The organism is Billgrantia endophytica (assembly GCF_002879615.1).
GTDB lineage: Bacteria > Pseudomonadota > Gammaproteobacteria > Pseudomonadales > Halomonadaceae > Halomonas > Halomonas endophytica.
Genome location: NZ_PNRF01000027.1, coordinates 93,878 through 120,013 on the forward strand (window position 1 = coordinate 93,878; position 26,136 = coordinate 120,013).

The 26,136-nt window shown below is 61.4% G+C and carries 22 protein-coding genes and 1 other RNA gene; 10 read left to right on the forward strand and 13 right to left on the reverse strand.

Translation table 11 applies throughout. The features are described from left to right. Nucleotides 1-158: 158 nt before the first annotated feature. The 3 genes from C1H69_RS12490 to C1H69_RS12500 all read left to right on the forward strand — a co-directional run bounded on the left by C1H69_RS12490 (nt 159) and on the right by C1H69_RS12500 (nt 1,339). Complete coding sequence (locus tag C1H69_RS12490) at nt 159-479, forward strand: cell division protein ZapA (RefSeq protein ID WP_102653738.1); 321 nt, start codon at nt 159-161, stop codon at nt 477-479. A gap of 36 nt (nt 480-515) precedes the next feature. Continuing rightward, nucleotides 516-700: non-coding RNA, 6S RNA (gene ssrS, locus C1H69_RS12495), on the forward strand. Nucleotides 701-709: 9 nt separating this feature from the next. Beyond that, nucleotides 710-1,339, forward strand: a complete 630-nt coding sequence (locus C1H69_RS12500; protein WP_102653739.1) for a 5-formyltetrahydrofolate cyclo-ligase — start codon at nt 710-712, stop codon at nt 1,337-1,339. A gap of 156 nt (nt 1,340-1,495) precedes the next feature. Here C1H69_RS12500 and C1H69_RS12505 read toward each other — a convergent pair whose 3' ends face one another. Together C1H69_RS12505 and ilvA are read right to left on the reverse strand one after the other, a co-directional pair. Next, entirely contained in the window at nt 1,496-1,966 is a 471-nt protein-coding gene (locus C1H69_RS12505; protein WP_102653740.1) for a hypothetical protein, read from the reverse strand. A 573-nt stretch (nt 1,967-2,539) separates the two neighbouring features. Further along, nucleotides 2,540-4,054 carry a threonine ammonia-lyase, biosynthetic gene (gene ilvA, locus C1H69_RS12510; protein ID WP_102653741.1) on the reverse strand — a complete coding sequence of 505 codons (1,515 nt, stop codon included), beginning with the start codon at nt 4,052-4,054 and terminating at the stop codon, nt 2,540-2,542. A 172-nt stretch (nt 4,055-4,226) separates the two neighbouring features. On the opposite strand from ilvA, the gene rpiA reads away from it, so the two are divergent. Next, on the forward strand, nt 4,227-4,910 hold the full coding sequence (gene rpiA / locus C1H69_RS12515) for a ribose-5-phosphate isomerase RpiA (protein ID WP_102653742.1): 684 nt from the start codon (nt 4,227-4,229) through the stop codon (nt 4,908-4,910). Between the two features lie 8 nt (nt 4,911-4,918). Here rpiA and waaA read toward each other — a convergent pair whose 3' ends face one another. The 3 genes from waaA to C1H69_RS12530 are packed head-to-tail and all read right to left on the reverse strand — an operon-like array spanning nt 4,919 to nt 8,722. Continuing rightward, on the reverse strand, nt 4,919-6,205 hold the full coding sequence (gene waaA, locus C1H69_RS12520; protein WP_102653743.1) for a lipid IV(A) 3-deoxy-D-manno-octulosonic acid transferase: 1,287 nt from the start codon (nt 6,203-6,205) through the stop codon (nt 4,919-4,921). Continuing rightward, the gene (hldE, locus tag C1H69_RS12525) at nt 6,205-7,635 is read right to left on the reverse strand and encodes a bifunctional D-glycero-beta-D-manno-heptose-7-phosphate kinase/D-glycero-beta-D-manno-heptose 1-phosphate adenylyltransferase HldE (protein WP_102653744.1); all 1,431 of its coding nucleotides are present in this window, start codon (nt 7,633-7,635) and stop codon (nt 6,205-6,207) included. Before hldE ends, waaA begins: the two co-directional genes overlap by 1 nt. Then, on the reverse strand, nt 7,625-8,722 hold the full coding sequence (locus C1H69_RS12530) for a glycosyltransferase family 9 protein (protein ID WP_102653745.1): 1,098 nt from the start codon (nt 8,720-8,722) through the stop codon (nt 7,625-7,627). The genes hldE and C1H69_RS12530 overlap by 11 nt, the downstream gene beginning before the upstream one ends. Between C1H69_RS12530 and C1H69_RS12535 the strand changes: the two genes are divergently transcribed. Beyond that, the gene (locus C1H69_RS12535; protein ID WP_102653746.1) at nt 8,721-9,437 is read left to right on the forward strand and encodes a 3-deoxy-D-manno-octulosonic acid kinase; all 717 of its coding nucleotides are present in this window, start codon (nt 8,721-8,723) and stop codon (nt 9,435-9,437) included. The genes C1H69_RS12530 and C1H69_RS12535 overlap by 2 nt on opposite strands. Here the strand turns inward: C1H69_RS12535 and C1H69_RS12540 are convergent. Next, nucleotides 9,413-10,456 carry a glycosyltransferase family 9 protein gene (locus C1H69_RS12540; RefSeq protein WP_102653747.1) on the reverse strand — a complete coding sequence of 348 codons (1,044 nt, stop codon included), beginning with the start codon at nt 10,454-10,456 and terminating at the stop codon, nt 9,413-9,415. The genes C1H69_RS12535 and C1H69_RS12540 overlap by 25 nt on opposite strands. Beyond that, a complete protein-coding gene (locus C1H69_RS12545; protein WP_240609930.1) occupies nt 10,457-11,590 on the reverse strand; it encodes a glycosyltransferase family 4 protein in 1,134 nt (377 codons plus the stop codon). A gap of 39 nt (nt 11,591-11,629) precedes the next feature. Here C1H69_RS12545 and C1H69_RS12550 point away from each other — a divergent pair, with 39 nt between their 5' ends. Then, on the forward strand, nt 11,630-12,742 hold the full coding sequence (locus C1H69_RS12550) for a glycosyltransferase family 9 protein (RefSeq protein ID WP_102653748.1): 1,113 nt from the start codon (nt 11,630-11,632) through the stop codon (nt 12,740-12,742). On the opposite strand, the gene C1H69_RS12555 is transcribed toward C1H69_RS12550, so the two are convergent. Further along, nucleotides 12,708-13,475 carry a glycosyltransferase family 2 protein gene (locus C1H69_RS12555; RefSeq protein ID WP_102653749.1) on the reverse strand — a complete coding sequence of 256 codons (768 nt, stop codon included), beginning with the start codon at nt 13,473-13,475 and terminating at the stop codon, nt 12,708-12,710. The genes C1H69_RS12550 and C1H69_RS12555 overlap by 35 nt on opposite strands. Before the next feature lie 162 nt (nt 13,476-13,637). Between C1H69_RS12555 and C1H69_RS12560 the strand changes: the two genes are divergently transcribed. Continuing rightward, nucleotides 13,638-15,341, forward strand: coding sequence for a sulfatase-like hydrolase/transferase (locus C1H69_RS12560; protein WP_102653750.1), 1,704 nt, complete (start codon nt 13,638-13,640; stop codon nt 15,339-15,341). Here the strand turns inward: C1H69_RS12560 and waaF are convergent. Continuing rightward, a complete protein-coding gene (gene waaF, locus C1H69_RS12565; protein ID WP_422666901.1) occupies nt 15,325-16,362 on the reverse strand; it encodes a lipopolysaccharide heptosyltransferase II in 1,038 nt (345 codons plus the stop codon). The genes C1H69_RS12560 and waaF overlap by 17 nt on opposite strands. A gap of 5 nt (nt 16,363-16,367) precedes the next feature. Then, nucleotides 16,368-17,333, reverse strand: coding sequence for an ADP-glyceromanno-heptose 6-epimerase (gene rfaD, locus C1H69_RS12570; RefSeq protein WP_102653752.1), 966 nt, complete (start codon nt 17,331-17,333; stop codon nt 16,368-16,370). A 98-nt stretch (nt 17,334-17,431) separates the two neighbouring features. Here rfaD and glyQ point away from each other — a divergent pair, with 98 nt between their 5' ends. From glyQ to gmhB, 3 genes are all read left to right on the forward strand, one after another. Beyond that, nucleotides 17,432-18,406 (forward strand): glycine--tRNA ligase subunit alpha, encoded by a 975-nt coding sequence (glyQ, locus tag C1H69_RS12575; protein WP_102653753.1) that lies wholly within the window; start codon nt 17,432-17,434, stop codon nt 18,404-18,406. Between the two features lie 2 nt (nt 18,407-18,408). Next, nucleotides 18,409-20,478: a glycine--tRNA ligase subunit beta gene (glyS, locus tag C1H69_RS12580; RefSeq protein WP_102653862.1), complete on the forward strand. Its 2,070-nt coding sequence runs from the start codon at nt 18,409-18,411 to the stop codon at nt 20,476-20,478. 184 nt (nt 20,479-20,662) lie between these two features. Then, entirely contained in the window at nt 20,663-21,226 is a 564-nt protein-coding gene (gene gmhB / locus C1H69_RS12585; RefSeq protein ID WP_102653754.1) for a D-glycero-beta-D-manno-heptose 1,7-bisphosphate 7-phosphatase, read from the forward strand. A gap of 159 nt (nt 21,227-21,385) precedes the next feature. Here the strand turns inward: gmhB and gyrB are convergent, their stop codons facing one another. The 3 genes from gyrB to dnaN form a co-directional block, all read right to left on the reverse strand. Then, nucleotides 21,386-23,806, reverse strand: a complete 2,421-nt coding sequence (gene gyrB, locus C1H69_RS12590; protein WP_102653755.1) for a DNA topoisomerase (ATP-hydrolyzing) subunit B — start codon at nt 23,804-23,806, stop codon at nt 21,386-21,388. Between the two features lie 3 nt (nt 23,807-23,809). After that, nucleotides 23,810-24,934 (reverse strand): DNA replication/repair protein RecF, encoded by a 1,125-nt coding sequence (gene recF, locus C1H69_RS12595; RefSeq protein WP_102653756.1) that lies wholly within the window; start codon nt 24,932-24,934, stop codon nt 23,810-23,812. A gap of 84 nt (nt 24,935-25,018) precedes the next feature. Continuing rightward, nucleotides 25,019-26,122, reverse strand: coding sequence for a DNA polymerase III subunit beta (dnaN, locus tag C1H69_RS12600; RefSeq protein WP_102653757.1), 1,104 nt, complete (start codon nt 26,120-26,122; stop codon nt 25,019-25,021). Nucleotides 26,123-26,136: the final 14 nt, after the last annotated feature.

Sequence of the window (26,136 nt, forward strand, 5' to 3'; positions counted from 1 at the left end):
TCGTGTCTCCAGGTCGGGCAGCGATGAGGGTCATCCAGTACACTACGTGGCGCGTTGACCGCCTGTGAGCGGCTCTCTTATAGTGAATGGCTGAATGACGCGTCTTGATTGATAGGATGTTAACGCATCGGGCTGACAAGCCGACACCGGAGCCCTCCATGAGCGATAACGCCTCTCGGCCCACCACCGAGATCACCTTGCTGGGCCGTCACTATGTGATTGCCTGCAACCCGGGCGAAGAGCACAAGCTTGACCGTGCCGCCCGCTACCTGGATCGTGCCATGCACGGCATCCATTCACAGAATTCACTGCTGGGCAGCGAGCGGGTCGCCATGATGGCCGCACTCAACATTACCCACGAACTCCTCGAGGCACTGGAAGAGCGCCGCGCCGGAGAGCAGAACCTCAATCGGCTCAGTGAACAACTGGAGCGGGCCATAGCGGGTACCACCGCCCCGGGGCAGACCACGACCGAATGACACTGGACGTACCTGCCAGCTCTGATAGGATGGAGGTGTTCCCTGGGGTGTTGGCCAGTCGTTATAGTCCCTCGAGCCTATGAGCAATACCCAGGGCGGCCATTTGCTAGCCGGACCCGTGTGCATGTCCGTGCGACGGAAAGCCTGACGGTTCGGCTGCGGCCACCCACCTTGAACCAAGGGTTCAAGGGCCAGAATGACAGCGGCACTCTGGGGAACCCCATCGCATCATGAGCGGCCTTTCCAAACCCTTCCCATCCGACTCGCCTGATCCGCGCCGCCAGTTGCGGCAGGAGTTGCGGCGTCGACGCAGGGCACTGACTCCGAACCAGCAACGCAACGCAGCCCGGGCACTATGCCGCCGCCTGCGCCAGCTTCCCGAGATCCGCCGTGCCCGCCGGGTGGCCCTCTACCTGCCCAATGACGGGGAAATAGACCCCAGCCCGTTGATTGCCTGGCTGAAAGACCGATCCGTGCGCATCTATCTGCCGGTGCTCAAGCCCCTGTCGTCCAATTCCCTCTGGTTCGTGCACTACCACCGGGGCACCCCCATGGTGCGCAATCGCTTCGGCATCCCCGAGCCCGACACACAGCACGGCGCCCACCGGGCTCGCCGCCTGCCCACCTGGGCGCTGGACCTGATCCTGCTGCCCCTGGTCGGCTTCGACGACCAGGGGCAGCGCATGGGCATGGGAGGGGGCTTCTACGACCGCAGTCTCGCCTTCACGCGCCGGCCCGGCCCCCGGCCGAGGCTGTTGGGGCTGGCCCACGAGTGTCAAAGGGTGGAACAACTGCCGGTTGCGCCCTGGGACGTGCCTCTGGATGCCATCGTCAGTGACGCCCGCATCATCCGCCCTTGAGTACTGATCAAGCGCAATTAATTATGAATAATCACTTATCCATGGGCACTTCGCTTGACAAAACACTTCCAGCAACGCGCCGTGGAACACCTTGAGCGCGAGTATGAACATCTTGCCGTAAAGCTTATATGGAGAGGCCAGGTAGCCCGGCCTTTTTCATATGCGCGCGTCGAAGCGCGTTGTCTGGCCTTGGGCTTGATGCATTGTATCTATAGCTGCCTGCAATCGCTCCACGGCCTCGGAGTCGCCGCGCAGCCGGTAGAACTCCATGTTACTTTGAAACGCCTCGAAGAAGTTCACACGCTCATTCTGCATTCGGGCTTCGACTATGGCCGCCATGCTCGGATCGGGATGGACGATCGCCGACATTCCCAAGAATGCCTTAGATTCATCGACCGTCATTTCCCCACTGCGGAGTTGTTCGCCCATCCAGTTGCGCAACTCCTGGCGGGTCATGTTGGTGAAATCGGCTTGTTCGATCTTAGCTGATCCCGCCTGGGTTGCGATGCGCTCGCTGCGCTCTGTTTCCCCGGCTAGCAGCGTTTCGAACGACACCTTGGCATCCATGCGGGTTGCGTTCGCGTGCTGGCTGGCGAACAGACAGCTTGACCCTCCATCGACCTTCATCAGTGTCTCCTCATTCCTTTCAAGCAGTGGATCTCATCCTGGGCAAGGCTCGTGCCAGGCTTTCGACAGCATCGGACAGTTTGGCTCACATGGCCCGTACATCAGCCAACGAGCAGCCGGGAGACCAGGCTCTATTCCGGTGCATTGAGGCTGTTCAAAAACCGCTCCCGACAATTTTGTCGTCAGGCCAGCGTTTGCCTTGGGAACAGCATCAGTCTGGCGGACCATAAAAAAAACCGGCCGGTGAAGGGCACCGGGCCGGTTCTGATGTTTTCATCTGATCATGGCACTGACTGCCGATTCAACCACCCGTCAGCGCCTGGGCGTAGCCGGTTACCACAATACCAATGCCGAAAGCCAGCACCAGTGCCATGACCAGATCGGGCTTGCGCTTCATTGAATGCTCCCCTGATGACATCCGCCGTTGAAAAAAGCCGCAGAAAATACTATGCAGGGCCGACTATAGGCCTTGTGACACGATGAAGACAACCCGCTCAAGGCCAAGATTACAAAACGAAACCCTTGCCAATTCGGGGCTTTGCCGTAAGCCTACGCTAACTTTGCCCTTCGGGGTCATGCCATGAAGAGGCGGTAGGCCGCATTATCGGACTCCTTCCAATAACGATAGCCAATTTCATCGAAGTATTCTTCGACTTGGGAGCGATCTCCATTGGGAATCTGCATGCCCACCAGCACCCGTCCATAGGCGGCGCCATGATTGCGATAATGGAACAGGGAGATGTTCCAGTCCTGCGGCAGATGGGTCAGGAAGTTCATCAGCGCACCGGGGCGCTCGGGGAATTCGAAGCGATAGACCTCCTCAGCGACGTGTTCCTTGGGCCGGCCTCCACCCAGGTGTCGAATATGGAGTTTTGCCAGCTCATTATCGGTGAGATCCTCCACCGGATAGCCGGATTCACGCAGCTTCTCGATCACGGCCTGACGATCGTCACCGCCAGGCTTGACCTGTACTCCCACGAAGATGTGGGCCGCCTCGGGGTCGGCATAGCGATAGTTGAACTCGGTCACCATGCGGCGGCCCAGCGTCTTGCAGAACTTCTTGAAGCTGCCGGGTTTTTCGGGGATGGTCACGGCCAGGATGGCTTCGCGCTGTTCCCCGAGCTCGGTACGCTCGGCGATGTGCTGAAGCCGATCGAAGTTGGTGTTGGCTCCGGAGTTGATGCACAACAGGGTCTGGCCTTCCACGCCGGTCTGCTGGATGTATTTCTTGAGGCCTGCCAGGGAGAGGGCGCCGGAGGTTTCCGATACCGCCCGGGTATCATCGAAGATATCCTTCACCGCCGCACACATTTCATCGGCCGTGACCGTGATCACCTCATCGACCAGATCGCGCACGATGGAGAAGGGCACCTCGCCGACCTGGGCCACTGCCACGCCTTCCGCAAACACGCCCACCTGATCGAGCACCACGCGTTCACCGGCTTCCAGCGCGGCCTTGAGGCAGGCGCTGTCCTCGGCTTCCACGCCGATCACCTTGATATCGGGACGCAGGTACTTCACATAGGCCGCCACACCGGCGATCAGGCCACCGCCGCCCACCGGAACGAAGATGGCATCCAGGGGCCCACTGTGCTGATGAAGAATCTCCATCGCCACGGTGCCTTGCCCGGCAATGACATCGATATCGTCGAAAGGGGGGATATAGGTGTAGCCGTGTTCGCGGATCAGTTCCTGGGCATGCTCCGCCGCCGCCGAGAAGGTATCGCCCTTGAGCACCACCTTGGCGCCGCGGGCACGCACCGCCTGAACCTTGATGTCCGGTGTGATCCGCGGCATCACGATGATCGCCTTGACCCCCATCAGCTTCGCCGCCATGGCAAGCCCCTGGGCATGGTTACCGGCGGAGGCGGCAATGACTCCCTTGTCCTTCTGTTCCTCGGTCAGCTGCGCCATCTTGTTGTAGGCGCCGCGAATCTTGAACGAGTAGACGGGCTGCAGGTCCTCTCGCTTGATCAGAATCTGGTTGTTGAAGCGCCGTGAGAGAAAGGGGGCCGGTGAAATCGGCGTTTCTTGAGCGGCTTCGTAGACTCGAGCCTGGAGAATTTTCTTTACGGTAGCTTCAAGCATCCTGATGTCCCAAGGAGTGGCGCGGAGGCGGCAGCGTACTGTGCTGCACTGCAGAGAACCCCTATTGGTAGCACTCCTGCCGCATTGGCGTCCAGCAGGGGCGTCGGCAAAGCCCCCTGGCTGGCCTATAATGGCGCGGCACCCGCCAACCCAAGCAGACTGTGAGCATCACATGACCCAGGACGAACGGAAGGACGCCGTGGCCGCGGCCGCCATCGACGAGATCGAGCCCTGGCTCGAACGCAGCACGATTCTCGGTATTGGCACCGGTTCCACGGCCAATCGCTTCATCGACCGACTGGCCAGGTTCCGCGATGACTTCAAGGGTGCCGTGGCCAGTTCGGAAGCCAGCGCCGAGCGCCTGCATGGACATGGCATCGAGGTTTTCGAACTCAATAGCGTTGGCACAGTTCCTTTCTACATCGATGGTGCGGACGAAGTGAATGCTCACCTACATTTGATCAAGGGCGGAGGCGCGGCGCTTACCCGAGAGAAGATCGTCGCCGCTTGCGCCGAGCGTTTCATCTGCATTGCCGACGCCTCCAAGAGGGTCGAGCGCCTGGGCCGTTTCCCGCTTCCGGTGGAAGTGATTCCCATGGCCCGTTCCTATGTCGCCCGGGAACTGGTGAAACTGGGAGCCGACCCGGTCTATCGCGAAGGTGTGATCACCGATAATGGCAACCAGATTCTCGATTGCTTCGATTTCATGATCGACGACCCCGTCGCCATGGAAACCCGTATCAACGCCATCGTCGGCGTGGTCACCAACGGCCTCTTTGCCGCCCGTGGCGCCGACGTGCTGCTGTTGGGTGGCGAAAGTAGCGTCGAGCGGCGCACACCGACCCGGCACGGGTAAGCGAGCACTCACCCACCCAGAAGCACCGCCAAGCCGCCCATGGTCCGCGCCAGGGCTCCTCGATTGGCCGCAATCACCGCCTGGCCTGCCTCGGCCAGGCGGTGCCTCTCGGGTTCATCGTCAAAAAGCCTCAGCAGGGCATCGACCAGCTCGTCACCATCGTTCACCTCGACAAGGGCGCCCGCTTCGCGCAGTACCAGGGCCACATCCTCGAAGTTGGCCAGCTGCGGCCCCGTGAGCACTGGCACACCCATGGCCGCAGGTTCCAACAGGTTGTGACCACCGACAGGCACCAGGCTGCCACCGACGAAGGCCAGGTCTGCCGCGCCATAGAGCACCAGCAGCTCGCCCATGGTATCCCCCAGGTAAACGGCCGTGCGGGTATCGGGCAGTTCAGCCCTGGAACGTCGCGCTGCCGGCAGGCTCCGTTCACGGCAGAGATCGGCCACCGCGTCGAAACGCTGGGGATGACGGGGAGCGAGTATCAACAGGGCGGTGGGATAGTGCTGGCGCAGCCGTGCATGAGCGTCGAGCAACTGTTCGTCTTCGCCCGGGTGGGTGGAACCGGCAACCCACACGGGGCGCGATCCCAGCTGGGTACACAGCCTCTTGCTCGCCGTGGCCACCTCATCCGTTGGTGACAGGTCATACTTCAGCGAACCCACCACCTCGGTGCGAACCGCCGACATCCCCAGGGCGCGGAAGCGCTCGGCATCGGCACTCGACTTGGCGGCCAGCCAATCCACACGGCTCAAGGCATCCTGCATCAAGGGCCTCAAGCGGCGATAGCCCCGGTAGGCGCGCGGGGACAGGCGACCATTGGCCACTATTACCGGTACTCCTCGGCGATGGCAGGCCGCCAGAAGATTGGGCCACAGTTCGGTCTCGAAGAAGATCGCCAGTGTCGGTGCCAGACGATCGATGAAGCGCCGGGTGGCAGCGGGAAAGTCCATCGGTATGAAGTGGTGCTCGAGCCGCGCGCCCCGCGCCAGGATGAGCGCGCGAACTCTCTCGGCCCCCGTGGCGGTCATGGTGGTAATCACAAGGCGGTGATGAGGATAGCGGTCGAGCAGGGCTTCGATCAGTGGACGAGCCGCCAATACCTCACCCACCGATGCGCAGTGCAGCCAGATGCACGGTGCCCCGCCGCGATGCCGGGGCACGAAGCCAAGCCGCTCCTTCCTCGGGTTGGCGGGCGTTTGCTCACGCCATATCCTCCGCCATAGCAGAGGTGAAAGAAGATAGAGCGCACCCGAATAGAGCCACCGAGCCCAGGAGCCAGTACTCCGGACCATCAGCCTTCCCGATCGAGTATGGTGGAGATCATCGCGGTGGTGGAAACCCCGTCCTCGAAGCCCAGCACCTCGACCTTTCCGCCGGCCGCGCGAACCGCATCGCCACCGGCGATATCCTCGGCCCGGTAGTCGCCGCCCTTGACCAGCACATCCGGCAACACCGCTTCGATCAAGCGCTGCGGCGTGTCCTCATCGAACGGCACTACCCAGTCCACGGCTCCCAGCCCGGCAAGCACCTGCATGCGCCGAAGCAAGGGGTTGATGGGCCGCTTGGGCCCCTTGAGTCGGGCGATGGAGTCATCGTCGTTGACCGCCACGATCAGCCGGTCGCCGAGCTGGCGGGCATGCTCCAGATACGCCACATGGCCGGCATGGAGGATGTCGAAGCAGCCATTGGTCATCACCACCCGCTCGCCGCGGATCTGGGCGGCTCGTACGGCCTCGATGAGCGCCGATTGCTCGATCACCCCGAATTCCGCCAGCTTGTCGCCATGCAGGGCCGTATAGAGCTCGGCAATGGACAGCGTGGCCGTTCCCGGCTTGGCCACCACCAGCCCCGCGGCCAGATTCGACAGCATCATGGCCTCGGGAAAGCCGTGGCCGGCCGCCAGCGCCAGACCGAGCACCCCGATCACCGTGTCGCCGGCACCGGTCACGTCATACACTTCCCTGGCCCGGGTCGGCAGGTGCAGCGGCTCGTGGTCGGGCCGTATCAGGGTCATGCCTTTTTCGCTACGGGTGATCAGGAGGGCCTCGAGCTCCAGCTCGGCGCATAGTGCCGCACCCCGTGCGGCCAATGTATCGTCGTCATGACAATGGCCGACCACCGCTTCGAACTCGGCCAGGTTGGGCGTGATGACACTGGCACCACGATACTTGTGGAAATCGTTTCCCTTGGGGTCCACCAGCACACGCTTGCCGGCTGCCCGTATCCGTTCGATCAGCGCTTCGACCTGATTGAGGGTGCCCTTGCCATAGTCCGACAGGATCACCAGGTCGGACTCGGGAAGACCCTGCTCGACCCGAGCCAGCAAGCCGCGGGTGTCCACGTCGCCCAGGCCATCCTCGAAGTCCAGGCGAATCAGCTGCTGGTTACGGCTCATGACCCGCAGCTTGGTGATGGTGGGGATACCCGCGCTACTCTCGAAGTAAGTGTTCACTCCGGCCGCATCCAGGCGGGCAACGAGACGCTTGGCATTGTCATCGTCTCCGACCATGCCGCTCAGAGCGGCGTGCGCTCCCAGGGAGGCGATATTGAGCGCCACGTTTGCCGCGCCACCGGGTCTGTCCTCGCACTCTTCCACCCGCACGACCGGTACGGGGGCCTCGGGTGAGATGCGTGACGTCCCTCCGTGCCAGTACCGGTCGAGCATGACATCGCCCACCACCAGCACATGCGCCTGTTCCATCGCGGTCAGGTCAAGCTTCATCGGGCATCTCCCTATCCTGGCTCTCGCTCGTGCGCGTCAGCAACGCATCGAGCCGTTGAATCACATCGTCCGTTCGAATCAATGACATGGCATCGGGGTGGCGAACCCTCTGGCCCCACGTGATCTCCTCGGGTTCCTTGTGCAGGTAGGTACGCACCGCTTCCGGGTAACGGTTGACCACGAAATCACGCCAACGATACGGGGCGGCACGATCGGGGTTGGTGGTGGCATAGAGCCCCACCACCGGCGTACCGAGCGCATTGGCCATATGCACTGGTCCGGAATCGGGCGCGACCACCCCTTTGGCCCGGGCGATGAGGGCCAACAAGCCCTTGAGTGAAGTGCCACCGATGACGTCGATGATGATGTCCTGGCGAGTGAGAGACCGTATGCGTTCCCCCATCTCGCGCTCCTGGGTGCTACCGCCACCGGACAGCACGGTTTTCAGCCCATATTGATGCCACGCGTGCTCGCTGACTGCCGCATAGCCCTCGGCAGACCAGTTTCGAAAGTTGCGCAGCCGAGGGTTGGCGCAAGGGCTCATCAGCAGGTAGGGAACGTCACCGGTAAGAGCCGATGCTTCCTCAACGGCAGAGTTGGGCACCGGCATCTCCCACTCCGGCGTCAGGTTCTCGACGCCCAGCAATCGCGCGAAGTCCATGAAGGACTCCAGCACATGGGCGTGAGGGTGGGCCTCCAATTGGCGATGGGTGAACCAGTGCTGGGCATCCTTGGCGCGAGCCTTGTCATAGCCCACCCGGACATCGGCCTTGAGACCCAGGGACAGCACACTGGCCCGCAGCGCCTGCTGCATGTGCAGCAGCACGTCGAAGCGCGTGCCGGCCAGTTCGCGCCAGAGCTGTCGCATCCCGGCCAGGCCGGTGCTCTTGTCATAGACGACGAACTCGACCCCCGAAAGACCGGCCAGTAGACTGTGTTCCGCCTTGCCGATGATCCAGGTGATACGTACGTCAGGCCACTGGCGCTGCAGGGCGCGTAGGGTAGGTACCAGATTGCACACGTCGCCCAGGGCGGAAAGTCGCAGCACGGCGATATGGCGAGGTCGGGCAGGCAGAGGATGCTTCATGCACTTGGCAACATGTCGGACGGGTAAGGTTTACATTCTATATGATGCGGACAGTGTATGTGACGCCAAGCTGGCGCCACAAATCGGCCCGCAACTCTTCGACTCCGCTCATTGGAGCCGGGAGGGCCGCGTCGTCGGCGAAGCCCCCGGTCGCGGCAGCAGCCTGTTCCTGGATGCTGGGCCGGAAGAGTGGGTGCTCCGTCCCTATCGCCGCGGTGGGCTGGTGGCCAAGTGGAACGAGACACGCTACCCGTGGACAGGACTCGAGCGGACCCGGGCCTTTCGTGAACTGCGTCTGACGGCCAACCTGTATGAACGTGGCCTCCCCGTGCCGAGGCCGGTCGCCGCCGGTGTGACCCGCTTCGGGCTGACCTATGGGGCCGCCCTGATCACCGCGCGTATCCCAGGTGCACGGTCACTGGCCGATCGGCTCCTGGAGCACGCCGCCACCGGGACCCTGCTCAAGCGGGTCGGCGCTACCGTCGCCCGCTTCCATGCTGCCGGCCTGGACCATGTCGACCTGAATGCCCGCAACCTGCTGGTCGATGCTCGGGACAAGGTCTGGCTGATCGACCTGGACCGGTGTCGCCTGCGGGAACCCGGCAGCTGGCAGGCAACCAATCTCGATCGCCTGCAGCGCTCGCTGGTCAAGTTTCACTCAGCGGCCGCCATGACAGCCATTCGCCGGGGCTATGCCTCGCCAGGCGCCAACTGACGGGGCGCCGCTCGCTCCGGATAGACCCGGATCAGCAACTCCTGTAGCCCCTGCAGGATGTCCGTCGTTCCCGGTACCTGGCCATCACGATGAAAAACGGCGTCGTGACAGTTCTCATAGCGAGGCCAGTATCGGAACGGCACGGTCATGAAAAAGATGCCAAGCGTCGGGGTATGAGTTGCCAGGGCCAGGTTACGGACTCCGGTGTCTCCCGACACCAGTACGCTGGACGATGCCATCCAGTGCGCCAGACTTTCCAGGCCCATGCGATCCTGCACGACGACGTTGTCATGCTGGGCCACCACGTCGTGCAGGAAGTCCCCCGACTCCTCTCTCTTGCTTCCCTCGAGCAGGACATGCTGATAGTCGGGAAACTCGATGGCTGCCTGACCGATCAACCGGCTCCAGGATTGTTGCGACAACGACTTTTCGGCTACGGCCGCGTAGGGGAAATAGACGATGCGGGGCTTGGCCAGGACTCGCCGGTGCCGCGGCATGTCGAACTCCAGCGGGTATTGGGGTTTGTGCCCCATGATCTTCAGAAAATCCAGCAGCACTTCGGCTTCATAATGAAAATCGGAACGCAGGATACCCACGTCGAAGAGTAACCGATTGAAGATGCGGCGATAGGGGAAGCCAAGCTTCACCCTGGCCGGCGTGCATAGCGTCAGCAAGCGGGAACGTGCCGTATCGGCCAGATCGAACAGGACATCCACGTCCGAATGAGAATGAAGGGAACGCCATTGCGAACGCAGTGCCCCTTCTCCATCCAGGACATGGACCTCGTCCACCAGATCGTCCGGCACAGCGTACTGGTACTTGCTGACGGTACTGAGCGTGATATGCGCCTGCGGAAAGAAGCGCCTCAGTTCGACAAGAAAGGGACGTGTCGCCATCATGTCGCCGAAGGCGCACTGTCGAATCACCAGGATGCGCCGCACCTGCTCCACGCGCAGCTGTGATAACCACTTCCGTCCACGAGCATTGAGATAGCCGCCCTTCTCGATCCAAGCTTTCATTCAGTCAGATTCCCCTATCACGTACTCGTCAAGCAAGGCTTGTACGTGGGATGACAATTGAAAATGTTCCACAGCCTTGGCCTGTGCGGCCTGGCCCAGCCGCTGGCGCTGCTCACTGTCGTCGATCAATGTTTTCATGGCCTCGGCCCAGGCCTTCGTGTCTTCTGGCGGCGCGAGGCGTCCACATGTCGCGTCGATCAGTTCCGGAATGGCACCGCTATCGGCACCAATTATCGCCTTGCCGGCGGCCATGGCCTCGATGACCGTCAGGCCAAAGGCCTCGTTTCGTGACGGCACGCAGACGATCTCCAGCGCTTCGAAGAGGCGCGGCAGGTCACGCCGAAAGCCGGTAAAACTGACCTTCTCTTCCAGGCCCAATGACGCAACCCGCTCCTGCAAGCGTGAGACATAGGCCTCGTCACTGCCCTCCGCGGCGGTCAGGCCGCCGATCAGCACCCCATGCCAGGCCAGGCCCGGAGCCAGATTCCTCAGAATTCCCAGCGCCTCGATCCAGGGCACCTGTCCCTTGCCATTCGTCAACCGCCCAGGCAATCCGATCGCCACGGCGTTGGTAGGAATGCCAAGCTCATGGCGCAGCGCCTCTCGTTCCGCCGGCGCCAGTCTTGGCGCGTAAGGCGCGATATCGATCCCAAGATACAAGCGGTGTATCCGTTCGGCGGGCAGCGGGAACGCGTGCAGGTTGCGGGCTCGCGTGGCTTCACTGATCGAGAAGAGACGCGTTACCCGGCCATAGGCCCAGCGGTGATACAGATCCTTCTTGGGGCGAGTGGCTCCCATATGATCGGTAAAGAAGAGTTTAAGGCTCGGCCTCAGGGACACCAATAGCGCCCCCAGGCGCAAGTCACTGGATTTATGGCAGTGTAGAACACGAATGTCATGAGCCTTCAGGTAGGCCAATATCCGCCCCAACTGCAGCAAGGCCCTGCCCTTGGTGGCCACCGTCAAGGGCTCGATCCCCACCTCGCGCAGGCTGCGCGCGACCGCGGACCCCGCCAGCGCCAGGCCATGGGGCTTCCACCCCTGTCGCTTCAGCTCGGGTATAATCCGCGCAGGATACATTTCCAGTCCGCCCCAGCCATTCGAAAGGCAGATCTGCATGACCTTGTTCGGCAAGGCTCTCTCCTTTTCGGTCACCGGGGCCCGGGAGCCCAGATGACGCATCATTCCACTGTGGTCGACGCCAGCGAATCGCCTCACTCACTGCGTATCCTGGTCGTGCGTAACGACAAGCTAGGCGATTTCATGCTGGCCTGGCCGGCGCTCGCCTGTCTCAAGGCCACGGTACCCGCATCGCACGTCAGCGTGCTTGTCCCCGCCTATACCGCGGCACTGGCGAGACAATGCCCCTGGATCGATGAGGTCATTCTCGACCCTGGCGATGCCGCTGGGCGGAGCGCACAGCGCATACTCCTGGGTCAGCTCAAGAAAGGGCGCTTTACGGCCATGCTGACGCTGTTCTCGACGCCGCGCATTGGTTGGCTGGGCTGGCGTGCCGGCATTCCCCTGCGTCTGGCACCCGCCACCAAATGGGCGCAGCTATTCTATAACCATCGTATCACCCAGCGCAGGTCACGCTCTGCCAAGCCCGAGTATCTCTACAACCTCGAGCTGGCCGAAGCGCTGTTGGCGACCCTGGGCAGGGCGCCCAGCCGTCGTCCCACCCCACCCTACTGGCCGCTCCCCGTTGGCACGATCGAGCACCAGAGGGAGCAGATGAGCCATGAGCTGGGTATCGCGACGACCCGCCCCTGGATTTTCCTGCACGCCGGAAGTGGCGGCTCGGCCGTCAATCTGACGCCGGAGCAGTACGCCAGGCTGGCCTGCATGATTGACGAGCGGTTGGATGACCAGCCCCAGGCACGTCCCATCTGGGTGCTGACCGCGGGGCCGGAAGAGGAGCCCACCGCCCACGGGCTGCAGGCAAGGCTGGCGGCCAACGGCCTGGAGGCCGTCGTGCTTCCGCCTCGCCAGGGGCTCGACGACTTTGCCCTGGGGCTGGCGGCGGCAGACCTCCTCGTTGCCGGTTCGACCGGCCCGCTGCATATCGCCGGCTGCCTCAACCGCCCCACTGCCGGCTTCTATCCATCGCGACGCTCTGCCACTCCGCTGCGTTGGCGGACCTGTAATGACGATGCCAGGCGCCTCGCCTTCAGCCCACCGGAAGGAGCCGACGAAGCCGACATGTCGGCGATCGACCTGGAAGCGGCCGCCACGGCCATCAGGGAGTTGCTCAGCCACCAGGGGTTGGTGGGGTCCGCGTCCTGATCCAGAGATCGGCATACTTGGCAAAGGTCGAATGCGACGAGAGCACGGCCAGCAACAGGCCCTGGCGTCCGTCCAGGAAGCCGGCCTTGAGCAGGTACATGCGCAGGAAACAGCCGATGCCATGCACGAACCCCGCCGACAGGCTGCCTTGCTTGCCACGGGCGGCCCGCTGTTCGGCCCAGGCCTGGGCATAGTGGGCGGACTTTTCCAGATAGTGCCGCAGGTCACGATAGGTAAAGTGCAGAAGATCACCCCGCAGCGGCTTCACGGGCAGACTCTGCGGATTCTGAACCTTTTCATGTACCAGAGCCGCATCATAGCCCGCACGGGTCCTGGGGTAGAGCCGGGCCACACGATCGGGATACCAGCCCGAGTGGCGGATGTAGTCGCCAAAGCACCAGGAGAGCCGTGGCAACGTACAGATTGCCGGCTCCTCGCTGGAAACGGCATCTGCAATGCTGGCCCGCAGTTCAGGCGTCACCCGCTCGTCGGCGTCGATCATCAGGATCCATTCGCTCTCTACCAGTGCCTCGGCTCGCTGACGCTGCACGCCGAACCCTTGCCAGTCGGCATTGACGACCACCTTGTCGGTGAATTCCCTGGCGATATCGCAGGTGGCATCCCGGCTACCGGCGTCCAGCACCACGATCTCGTCGGCCCATTGCAGGGTTTCCAGGCAGGCCCGCAGGTTCGACTCCTCATTCTTGACGATCAACACGGCAGCCAGGCTCATCGGGAATCCTTGTCAGGTGATGCGACTGGCCAGTTTACTGGTGCACCGCCAAGAGTCGCAAACCAAGCCACCTCACCCGGTTTCGCCAAGACACGACTTTTAACCCAAGTTGGCCACGACTTGATAAGCTGTTAACCGAATCCTCCACTCGTTCTCACTGTCATGCCGATCCCGTTCACGCGTCACGAACTGAAACATCCTCGCTGGTGGTCGCTTCTCATCATCGGTTCATGCCTGGGGTATGCCGTTACCGCCCTGACACGGCTGCCTCTCTGGGGGTTGCCGGTGGTGACGGCCGCCTGGCTTGGCCTGGCAGCATGGCTGGGCTGGGGCGCGCCTCGCCATCCAGCGTCGCCCCGCTCCTTCCGGGTATGGTCCTGGTCCCTGGTGCCCATTGCGCTGTGGGGGCTGTATATCTACCTGTCGGAGAGCTTCGGCATCGTCGACCTGAGCGCCGTCTTCTTCCATCTGCAGGCTGGTATGACCGATCATGGCGGAGTCAGCCGCGTGGGCGCCGCCCTTTTCTACACGTTTTCCATGGCGGCCCTGTTCGTTTCGTTCATCTGGCTGACCGGACACGACTCTCTCTGGCGCCGCATCGATCCGTTCCTCGCCCTGGTGCTGCTGGCAAGCAATCCGTTGCTTTACGGCGTTACCCAGCGCGGTGCCGCCATCGTGACAGACGATGGAGCCTGGCTGGAACGACAGTACGTCGAACCCATGATTCTCGATACTCCCGTGGACCCGCCAAACCTGCTTTTTCTTTACCTGGAAAGTATCGAGCGCACCTATGCCGACCGGGAGCGATTCGGCGATGCCTACGCCGATCTCGATGCCATCGGCGAGCGTGGGCTGGTCTTCGAGGGGGTGCGGCAGCTGGACAATACCGGGTGGACGATGGCCGGCATGATCGCCAGCCAGTGCGGCACGCCATTGATGCCGGCCGGCCTGCTCCACGACCGCCAGTTCTCGCCACTGGAAAGGGTCGTTCCCGGCATCGACTGCCTGGGGGATCTTCTCTCGGAGCATGGCTACCGTCTCTCCTACCTGGGGGGCGCCAGCACCGCCTTTGCCGGCAAGGGGCTCTTCTACAAGGACCACGGTTTCGACACGATCCTGGGCCGCGAAGACCTTCAGCCGCGGCTGGACGACCCCGAGTACCTCAACAACTGGGGGCTCTATGACGATTCCCTCTACGATTTCACCGTTGAGGAGATTCGTCGCCTGGACGCAGAGGCCGATGGCCCCTGGGGAGTCGTCAACCTGAGCATCACCGGCCATGCCCCGGGGGGCTATCCCGCACAGGCCTGTCTCGACCGGCAGGGAGAGTTCGACGGCCAGGACATCCTCTTCTCGGTGGAATGCTCGGCCTGGCTGGCAAGACGGCTCGTAGAGCGCCTGGAGCGTGAGGGGCTACTGGACAATACCCTGGTGGTTCTTGCCAGTGACCACCTGACCATGCGGGTCTCGGCCTGGGAGGAACTGATCCATGGGGAGCGCGACAATACCTTCATACTACTTGGTCCTGACATACCCGTCGGCCGGATCAGTCGCAAAGCCGCCATGATCGACGTCTTTCCAACCATACTGGAAGCACTAGGCTTTACCATCGACTGGCACCGGGCAGGCCTCGGTGTCTCGCTGCTTTCCGGGGAGCCCACCTTGGCCGAAGAGCACGGCGAGGATGTCATCAACGCCCGGATGCGAGAGGAGACCGCCCTTCAACAGCGCCTTTGGGAAGGGCTCACCCCGCAGCAACAGGAAAGCCAGGCGGAACCTCAGGAACAGGTACTGGAAACGCCGAAGGACGCCATCATGGAGCGGCCCGACGCATCGAGGGACGAGGGTCTCACCCCCGGGCAATGACATCCGGTTGCGAAGCCAACACGGCTTGCAGCAGGCGCTGCGGTGTCAGCTGAACCAGGCAGTTCGTGTGCCCCAGGGGGCAGACTCGCTCGAAGCAGGGTGAACAGGCAAGAGCAAGGGTGTGGATTTCAGCATTGTCCGTCAGTGGTGGCGTATAGACCGGAGACGACGACCCATACAGCGCCTGGATGCGGGTACCCACGGCTGCCGCCACATGCATCAAACCCGAATCGTTGGTAATGACCTGCTGGCAATCGGCCAGCAGATCCACCGCATCGGCCAGGCGTGTCTTGCCACAAAGGTTATGTACACCCTCCATCCCTTCGACAATGATCTCCCCGGCTGGCACATCCTTGGGACCACCCAACACCCGGACCTCGAAGCCTTCCGCCACCAGCCGCTCGGCCAGCTCACGAAAGTGTCCCAGCGGCCATTGCTTGGCCGGGCCGTATTCCGCGCCCGGCATCATTCCGATCGCCGGCCGAGACGAAAGGCCATGCAGGCGTCGCTGCTCAGCCAGGTTAACCTCGTCGACCCGCAGCCGTGGGCGAGGAACGGTCAATTCGCCGAGATCGGCCTCCCCCGGGGGCAGCCCCAGCGCCACGAAGCGCTTGACGGTCTGGTCCAGCACCTCCTTGTCCAGCGAACGGCGATCATTGAGCAGCCCGTAGCGCTGCTCACCGGTATACCCCGTGCGACGCGGTATGCGGGCAAGGTAGGGCACCAGCGCCGATTTCCACGACCGTGGGAGTACGATGGCCCGGTCGAAGCGCCCCGAGAGCCGCTTCGCCAGCTCCCGCCGGGTTCGCCAACCAAACTCACCATGGCCCACGTCCAGCGCAAAGACCTCGGCGACCTCCTCCATACGCTCCAGTATCGGCTGCGACCAGCCTGGCGCCATCACGCCAATGGTGCAGTCCGGCTGTTGCTGTCTCAGTGACTTCAGCAGGCTCTGCGCCATTACCATGTCGCCCACCCAGGAGGGCCCGACCACCAGGATACGTTCACCCGGTGTGGTCACATCGCTCATTCAGCCGCTCCGCTCAGCCGTTGCAGGTAGTCGCGAACCCCCTCTGCCACGGTGCGGAATTCACGATCATAGCCAGCTTTGCGCAAGCGGGAGATATCGGCCCGGGTATAGCTCTGGTAACGCCCCTTGAGCTCATCGGGGAAGTCGATGTATTCGATGCGGCCCTTGCCATGAAAATCGATGACCGCTTCACCGATCGCCTTGAACGGTTCGGCACGCCCCGACCCCAGGTTGAAGATGCCGGACCTGTCGGGGTTGTCCAGGAACCAGAGGTTGACGTCCACCACGTCGCCCACGTAGACGAAGTCACGACTCTGCATGCCCGCTTCATAGCCATCCCAGGCGCCAAACAGCTTGAGGTCCTGCCCTGCGCTCACTTGGGTGTGGTGATGATAGGCCACACTCGCCATCTTGCCCTTGTGCTGCTCCCGTGGGCCATAGACGTTGAAGTAACGAAAGCCCACCACCTGGCTGGTCAGTTCATTCCAGCGCGCTCGCACGTACTGGTCGAAGAGCAGTTTGGAATAGCCGTAGACATTGAGCGGCTTCTCGAATTCGGGTTCCTCGCGGAAGATCTGGCTTCCTCCGTAAGTAGCCGCCGAGGAGGCATAGAGGAACGGGATGTCCTGCTGCTGGCAGAAGTCCAGCAGGACTTTCGAGTATTCGAAGTTATTGTCGAGCATGAAGCGGCCATCCCACTCGGTGGTATCCGAGCAGGCGCCTTCATGAAATATCGCCTCGATGGGCGGCAGCGTGGAAGGCCCACCACGTAGTATCGTTTCCACCCGAGTCCGAAAATCATCCTTGTCGAGATAATCGCCGAGGGTGCAATCAGCCAGATTGACGAACTTGGTACCATCACGCAGGTCATCGACCACCAGTACGTCATCTCGTCCGCGCGCATTGAGAGCCTTGACGAGATTCGAGCCAATGAAGCCGGCACCGCCTGTGACTACGATCATGGAATCCTCACTGAGGCGCAATGGACTGCGCCTATAACCGATGTGCCTGTAATTGTATACTTGACGCCTTGTGAATTCATGGCCAACGGTGCTTTCCAATGACTCTCTCGACAACCCGGTCGACGCCAGACGCGACAACCTTCCAGGGTCTGATCCTGGCCCTGCAGCAGTACTGGGCCGAAAAGGGCTGCGTAGTGCTTCAGCCACTGGACATGGAAGTCGGTGCCGGCACGTTTCATCCGGCTACTTTCCTGCGCTCCATTGGCCCCGAGTCCTGGAACGCCGCTTATGTCCAGCCCTCGCGCCGCCCTACCGACGGCCGCTACGGCGAGAACCCCAACCGTCTTCAGCACTACTACCAGTTCCAGGTCGTCATGAAGCCCTCCCCCGCCGACCTGCAGGACCTGTTCCTGGGCTCCCTGGAACGCCTCGGTATCGACCCGCTGATCCATGACATCCGCTTCGTCGAGGACAACTGGGAGTCGCCCACCCTCGGAGCCTGGGGGCTGGGCTGGGAAATCTGGCTCAATGGCATGGAGGTGACCCAGTTCACCTATTTCCAGCAGGCAGGTGGCATCGAATGCTATCCGGTCACCGGAGAATTGACCTATGGCCTCGAGCGTATCGCCATGTACCTGCAGAATGTCGACAGCGTCTATGACCTGATCTGGACCGTCGCTCCGGACGGGTCCACCGTTACCTACGGTGACGTCTACCTGCAGAACGAGCGTGAGCAATCCGCCTACAACTTCGAGCATGCCGATGTGCCGGCACTGTTTGCCGCCTTCGATCATCAGGAAAGGGAATGCGCCAAGCTGCTCGAAGCCGGCCTTCCTTTACCGGCCTACGAACAGGTGCTCAAGGCATCCCATACCTTCAACCTGCTTGACGCCCGCCACGCCATCTCGGTCACCGAGCGTCAGCGCTATATCCTGCGCGTGCGCACCATGGCCCGGAACGTGGCCCACGCCTATTACGATTCGCGCAGGGCCGCCGGCTTCCCCATGGCCCCCGATACCCTGCGCCATGAACTCTTGGCCCAAGAGCCACTTGCCGAACAGGGAGATGCATGAGCATGGCTGCCAACACCCTACTGATTGAGCTGGGCGTCGAGGAATTGCCGCCGAGTGCCATCGACACCCTGTCCGATGCCCTTGCCGAGAACATCCGTCGCGGCCTGGCCGAGGCCGAGGTCAGCTTTGGCGAGGTGCATGCCTACGCCAGCCCTAGGCGTCTGGCGGTACAGTGTCAGGAACTCGTCGACAAGCAGCCCGACCGCGAGGTCGAGCGCCGCGGGCCAGCGCTGGCGGCCGCCTACAAGGATGGCCAGCCAACGAAGGCCGCCGAAGGCTTTGCTCGCTCCTGCGGCGTTGCGGTCTCCGACCTGATACATATTGAAACCGAAAAGGGCACCTGGCTCGGCTACCGCGAACTGCAGCGCGGAGAGGCGACCACCCGCCTGCTTCCCGCCATCGTCGAGAAGGCGGTCGCCGGCCTGCCCGTCCCCAAGAACATGCGCTGGGGTTCATCCCGTATCGAATTCTCTCGGCCGGTACATTGGCTGGTCATGCTGTATGGCGCGGACGTGGTCGAGGCATCAGTCCTTGGCCTGACGGCCGGCCGTACGACTCGTGGCCACCGTTTCCACGCGCCAGAGCCCATCGAGCTGGCTCGTGCCGACGATTACCTTTCGGCTCTGGAAGGCGCCTGGGTATTGGCCGACCGCCATCGCCGCCGTGAAAGCATCCGCGAACAGGTACTGGCCGAAGCCGAGGTCCAGGGAGCGACAGCCGTCATCGACGAAGAGCTGTTGACCGAGGTCAGCGGCCTGGTCGAGTGGCCGGTCGCCTTGACCGGCAGCTTCGATGAACGGTTCCTGGAAGTGCCCGCCGAATGCCTGATCTCCTCGATGAAGGCCAACCAGAAATATTTCCACCTGCTGGACGATGCCGGCACGCTCAAGCCTCTCTTCATCACCATCGCCAATATCGACAGCCAGGACCCCCAGCAGGTCATCGAAGGCAACGAGAAGGTCATCCGGCCGCGCCTGGCCGATGCGTCCTTCTTCTACGACACCGACCGCAAGCTGCCCCTGGCCAGCCGCATCGATGGACTGGCCAGCGTTCTGTTCCAGAAGCAGTTGGGAACCCTGGCCGACAAGGCCCACCGCACGGCCGCCGTGGCGGCCTTCATCGCTGGGCGTATCGGAGGCGATGTCGCCCATGCGAGACGTGCCGCCGAACTCGCCAAGTGCGACCTGGTTACCGAGATGGTACTGGAGTTCCCCGAGCTACAGGGCATCATGGGGCGCTACTACGCGAGTCAGGACGGCGAACCGGAAGATGTGGCTCAGGCACTGGAGGAGCAATACCTGCCCCGCTTCGCCTCTGATGCCATTCCGACGACACGCACCGGCCTGGCACTGGCGCTGGCAGACCGGCTCGACACCCTGACCGGCATCTTTGGCATTGGGGCGCGCCCCAGCGGTACCAAGGACCCTTTCGCGCTCCGCCGCTCGGCGATCGGCGTGCTGAACATCATGGTCAAGGGCGAGCTGGACCTGGACCTGCGCGAATTGCTGGAACTGGCTTGCGCCCAGCATCAGGAATTGCCCTACGCCGAGAATCTGGCAGGCGACGTGTTGGGCTACATGCTCGATCGTTTTCGGGCCTGGACCAATGAAGAGGGTATCGAAGCGGAAGTCTATCTCGCGGTACGCGCTCGCCCCGTCACGCGTCCGCTCGACTTCGCCCGTCGCCTGCGCGCGGTTCATGCCTTTGCTCAGCGTGAAGAAGCTGCTGCCCTGGCCGCCGCCAACAAGCGTGTCTCCAATATCCTGGCCAAGCAGCAGGGGGGCGATGCCCGGGCAGTCGTCGATCCCGGCCTGTTCCAGGAATCAGCCGAGGAAGCTCTCTACGCGGCCCTAGAAGCCCAGCATGAAGCCGTCATGCCACTGTTTGCCGACGGGCGCTACCACGAGGCCCTGGACGCCTTGGCGAGTCTCCGCGAGCCAGTCGACGCCTTCTTCGATCAGGTCATGGTAATGGCTGAGGACGAGACGATACGAGACAATCGCCTGGCGCTGCTGGCAAGGCTTCAGCAGTTGTTCCTTGAAGTCGCCGATATTGCATTACTGCAGCAGTAACGGGCTATGGCTCGACATGAATATGAGAGACCGGCGACAAAGTCGCCGGTTTTTTTATACCCTGTCCGACGACCTCCACCGCAGCAATGTTCCACGTGAAACATCGGGCAGAACCTGAGTGCTAGAATGATGTTCCACGTGAAACATCGCCTGTCACCATTCACTCATACATAGCGGCGCCCTTATGCCAAGCTCACCCAAGCTCGTCATTCTCGATCGTGACGGCGTGATCAATCGCGATTCGGACCAGTACATCAAATCCCTGGATGAGTGGATCCCCTACCCCGCCGCCATCGATGCCATTGCCCGCCTGTCACAGGCGGGATGGACGGTGGCCATTGCCACAAACCAGTCGGGCATTGCCCGTGGCTACTTCGACGTCACCACGCTAGATGCCATGCATGATGAACTTGACCGCCTTGTCACGCAGGCTGGAGGGCACATCGCGCTTATCGTCTATTGCCCTCACGGGCCGGAGGATGGTTGCGATTGTCGCAAGCCGAAACCCGGTCTACTTGAACAGATCCGTACCGAGCTTCGGTTGGAAAGCCTGGCTGGAAGCTGGATGGTCGGTGATAGCCTGCGCGACCTTCAGGCGGGAAAGGCAGTGGGTTGCCAATCCGCCCTCGTCAGGTCAGGAAAGGGAAAGCGCACGGAGCTTGCGGGCACAGGTCTCGAGAATACACTGATCGTTGATGATCTGGCGGCCTTCGTGGATTGGCTGCTGGATCAGGAGGCCAACCCCTGACGAGCCCCACCCTTCTTTCCCTGGTGGTGCACTGTGTAGGCCACACTATTGAAAAAGGCCGGCATAAGCCGGCCCTTTCTCAAGAAAGTCAGTGAGTTAGAAATCAATCCGTTCACCGACCAGAGTGTTCCACGTGAAACACTCACTTTTACCAAAAGATTATACGTCGAGATTCGCAACCAGTGCATTGTGTTCGATGAAAGCCCGCCGCGGCTCGACCTCATCCCCCATGAGAGTGTTGAACATCATGTCGGCTGCAACGGCATCCTCGATAGTGACACGCAGCAAGCGGCGCGTATCGGGGTCCATCGTGGTTTCCCAGAGCTGGTCGGGGTTCATCTCGCCCAGCCCCTTATAGCGCTGCACTGCCAAGCCGCGCTGTGCCTCCGCCATCAACCACTCGAGGGCCTGGTAGAACGTTTCCACCGCCTTCTTCCGCTCGCCGCGAGCGATATAGGCGCCCTCTTCCAGCAGCCCATCAAGGGTTTCACCCAGAGCCGCCATGGCACGGTAGTCGGCACTGGTGAAGAAATCGATTCCCCACACATAGTCCGTGCTCACGCCATGAGCGGTCAGGGTGACGGCAGGCAGGAAAAGTTCACGCTCGGTATCTTCTTCAAGACGGAAGGTATAGCGCGGCCCACCTTCGTAAGCGACAAGCGCGTCCATTTCATCTTGCAGATAGGCAATCCAGTTCTGCATGGTAACGCGATCCTTCAGGCTGACCTCACCTTCCAGTGTCGCGGCGTGAACGACTTTTCTCAGCACTGCATTGGGGTAGACGCGAGAAAGACGATCGATTCGTTTCATGACATCGCGGTACTGCTTGACCAGCGATTCGAGCTGACCGCCCGTAATGGCCGGGGCATCAGCGTTGACGTGGAGACGCGCCCCATCCATTGCGGTACTGGTCAGGTAATCAGTCAGCGCCTGCTCATCCTTCAGGTAGGTTTCCTGCTTGCCCCGCTTGATCTTGTAGAGAGGCGGCTGGGCAATGAAAACGTGGCCGCGCTCGATCAGTTGACCCATCTGACGGAAAAAGAACGTCAATAGCAGGGTGCGGATATGCGAGCCGTCCACATCGGCATCGGTCATGATGATAATGGAGTGATAGCGTAACTTGTCAGGGTTGAACTCCTCCCTGCCAATGCCGCAGCCCAGAGCCGTGATCAAGGTACCGACTTCGGCTGATGACAGCATCTTGTCGAAGCGTGCCTTCTCGACGTTCAGGATCTTGCCTTTCAGCGGCAGAATGGCCTGAGTGCGACGAGCTCGCCCCTGCTTGGCGCTTCCGCCTGCCGAGTCGCCCTCTACCAGGAACAGCTCGGAGAGGCTCGGGTCCTTCTCCTGGCAGTCAGCCAGTTTGCCCGGCAGGCCGGCAATATCAAGCGCGCCTTTGCGGCGAGTCATGTCCCGTGCCTTGCGCGCCGCTTCACGTGCTCGTGCTGCATCCAGCATCTTGTTGACGATGGCTTTCGCTTCGTTGGGCTTCTCGATCAGATAGTCGGCAAAGAGCCGGCCCATTTCCTGTTCCACCGCCGTCTTCACCTCGGAAGAAACCAGTTTCTCCTTGGTCTGGGATGAGAACTTGGGATCGGGCACCTTGACGGAAATGATGGCCGTCAAGCCTTCACGAGCATCATCCCCGGCCGTATTGACCTTGGATTTCTTCAGCAGGCCTTCTGCTTCGATATAATTATTCATGGTACGCGTCAGCGCCGCGCGGAAGCCAGCCAGGTGGGTACCACCATCCCGCTGAGGGATGTTATTGGTATAGCAGAAGATATTTTCAGTGAAGGAGTCGCTCCACTGCATGGCGACTTCCACTTCAACCCCGTCGTCACGCACGGCGTTGAAGTGGAAGACCGGGTTAAGCACGGTCTTGTTGGTGTTGAGGTGATCGACGAAAGCTTTCAGCCCGCCCTCGTAGTGAAACAGCTCTTCCTTGCCAGAGCGCTCGTCAATCAGGCGAATCGCAACGCCAGAATTGAGAAACGAGAGTTCACGTAACCGTTTTGCCAGAATATCGTAGTGAAACTCGATATTGTGGAAGGTATTCGATGATGGCTTGAAGTGGACTCGGGTGCCGGTCTTCTCCGTCTTTCCCACTATCGCGAGCGGGGCCTGGGGAACGCCATGCTGATAGATCTGCTCATGCACCTGACCGGCCCGCCAGATGGTGAGCTTCAGTTCCTCCGACAGCGCATTGACAACGGAAACGCCGACGCCATGCAACCCGCCGGACACCTTGTATGAATTGTCATCAAACTTTCCGCCGGCATGCAATACCGTCATGATGACTTCGGCAGCCGATACGCCCTCACCTTCGTGTATATCAGTGGGAACGCCGCGGCCGTTGTCGCTGACCGTGACTGATTCGTCGGGGTGAATCACCACGCGAATTTCGCTGCAGTGTCCGGCCAAGGCTTCATCGATGGAGTTGTCCACCAGCTCGAACACCATGTGGTGAAGGCCTGTGCCGTCATCGGTATCACCGATATACATGCCAGGCCGCTTGCGCACGGCATCCAGGCCTTTCAGAACCTTGATGCTCGTTGAGTCGTAAGCCTGCTCGCTCATTGACTACTCCGTCATGAAGTCTATCTGTCCCTGTGGGACCAGCTGTCCCGCTCCGTCACTACGATGTTTCACGTGAAACATCGAAAGCGACGTCTGGGACTGCCATGGCCCTGTCAGGGCATCGTGTTCGACACTTGTGATGAACGCCTGGCAACGCATCGACTCCAGCAGCCGACAGAAAACACGGCGATGCTGGGAATCGAGTTCGGCCGGTAGATCATCGACCAGGTAGAGGCAGGTCTGACCGGTCATTTGTTCCAGCAGCCTTCCTTGCGCCAACTTGAGGGCACTCACGACCAGTTTCTGCTGGCCTCTCGAGAGCACTTCAACCGCCGGATGCCGGCCCAGACGAATACGCAGGTCGGCACGCTGAGGGCCTTGTTGAGTAAATCCCATCTGCTGATCCGACCTGCGCCCTTGCTCCAGAACCTCCCGTAGGGAGCGCTGCCTGTCCCACCCCCGGGTATAGCGCAAGGTCAAATCCGGAAGGGCCAGCAGGCTGGCTAGCGTTTCATCGAATACCGGCAAGAATGCCGCTATCCAGTCACTGCGCAGGGTATCGATCCGCTCACCCCAATGAGCCAGTTCCAGCTCCCAGGCCGACAGAGAGTTGACATCCATTCTACCATGCCTGAGCAACGCATTCCGATGTTTGAGGGCACGCCTGGCACGCCGCCACGCATCGAAAAACTCATGTTTCACGTGAAACACACCCCAGTCGAGAAACTCCCTGCGTCCAGTAGGGGGGCCCTCGAGAAGACGGAACGCATCGGGGTTGACCAACTGTAGCGGCATGGCCTCGATCAACTGTGACAACCTTCCAATTCGTTCACCACTCATGCGCATCTCAAGCTCCTGCGCGTCTCTGGCGCGCCGGACCCCAACCGGAAGCGCTGGATCACCCTCGAGTCGAGCGAAAAGCGTCATGGCCTGCGCATTGTGAGCGATGGCATTCTTGAGCTGTCGTGTGCGAAAGGAGCGCCCCATTCCGAGGATATGGATTCCTTCCAGCAAACTGGTCTTGCCACTCCCGTTAGCACCTATGATGAGATTGATGCCTGGTCCAGGCGCGAAATCGATCGCGGCGAGATTCCTCAACCCATTGAAAGATAAGTGCTTTATGGACATTTTTTAGAATTGACCAAGTTGCACTCACCCTTCCCGGGTAGCTTGGAAACCCCACCATGGCACGAGACGGTTCTCACGAAACGCTCAAAGCCGCATCGGCATGACAACATAAAGCGCATCGCCACCACCCGGCTCTTCCAGCAGAGCACTGCTGCTGGAATCCACGAAGGTCATCTGAACCCTGTCTTCATCCAGCACGTTCAGCACATCGATGAGATAACCAACGTTGAAGCCAATCTCGAGCGCATCACCACCGTATTCGACAGACACATACTCCTCGGCTTCTTCCTGCTCCGGATTGTTGGCCATCACCTGAAGGTTACCCTCCTTGAGATGCAGACGAACGCCACGGTACTTCTCATTGGACAGAATCGACGTGCGCGACAGCACTTGGCGAAGTTCGGCACGCTCGGCAATGAATACCTTGTCCCCGCCCCGGGGCACCACGCGCTCGTAATCGGGGAACTTGCCATCCACGAGCTTGGACGTGAAGGTGAAGTCGCCGGTATGGGCACGAACATGGCTGCTGCTGAGCGTGAGCGTGACAGGCTCATCACTGTCATCGAGCAGCTTGACCAGTTCCAGTACGCCCTTGCGTGGAACGATCAGCTTGCGGGCCGGTTCGACCTGCATTTCGACAGGACGAGAGCAGACTGCCAGGCGGTGGCCGTCGGTAGCGACGGTTCGCACGAGATTGGACCGCAGCTCCAACAGCATGCCATTGAGGTAATAGCGTACATCCTGCTGGGCCATGGCGAAGGAAGTCGCATCGATAAGATGCTTGAGCGTGCCACGCGGCAGGCTCAATTCGACATCACCCTGGGTGTCCTCGATATTCGGGAATTCGGCGACGGGTAAGGTCGACAGCGTGAAGCGGGAGCGTCCACTGCGCAGGACGGCCCGGCCATCCTCCAGGCTGAATTGAAGTTCAGCCTGGTCCGGCAGGGACTTGCAGATGTCCATGAGCTTTCGGGCCGGAACGGTTACGGCCCCGGGCTCCTCAACCAACGAAGCCGCGGTGCGCCCGATCAGCTCGACTTCCAGGTCGGTACCGGTGAGTGCCACCTGCTCGTGGTCGACCTGGATCAGCACGTTGGACAATACCGGCAGGGTCTGGCGGCGCTCTACCACACCGGCAACCAGTGCCAGTGGGCGAAGTAGGGCTTCGCGGGAAATGGAAAATCTCATGTCAGCTCCACGTC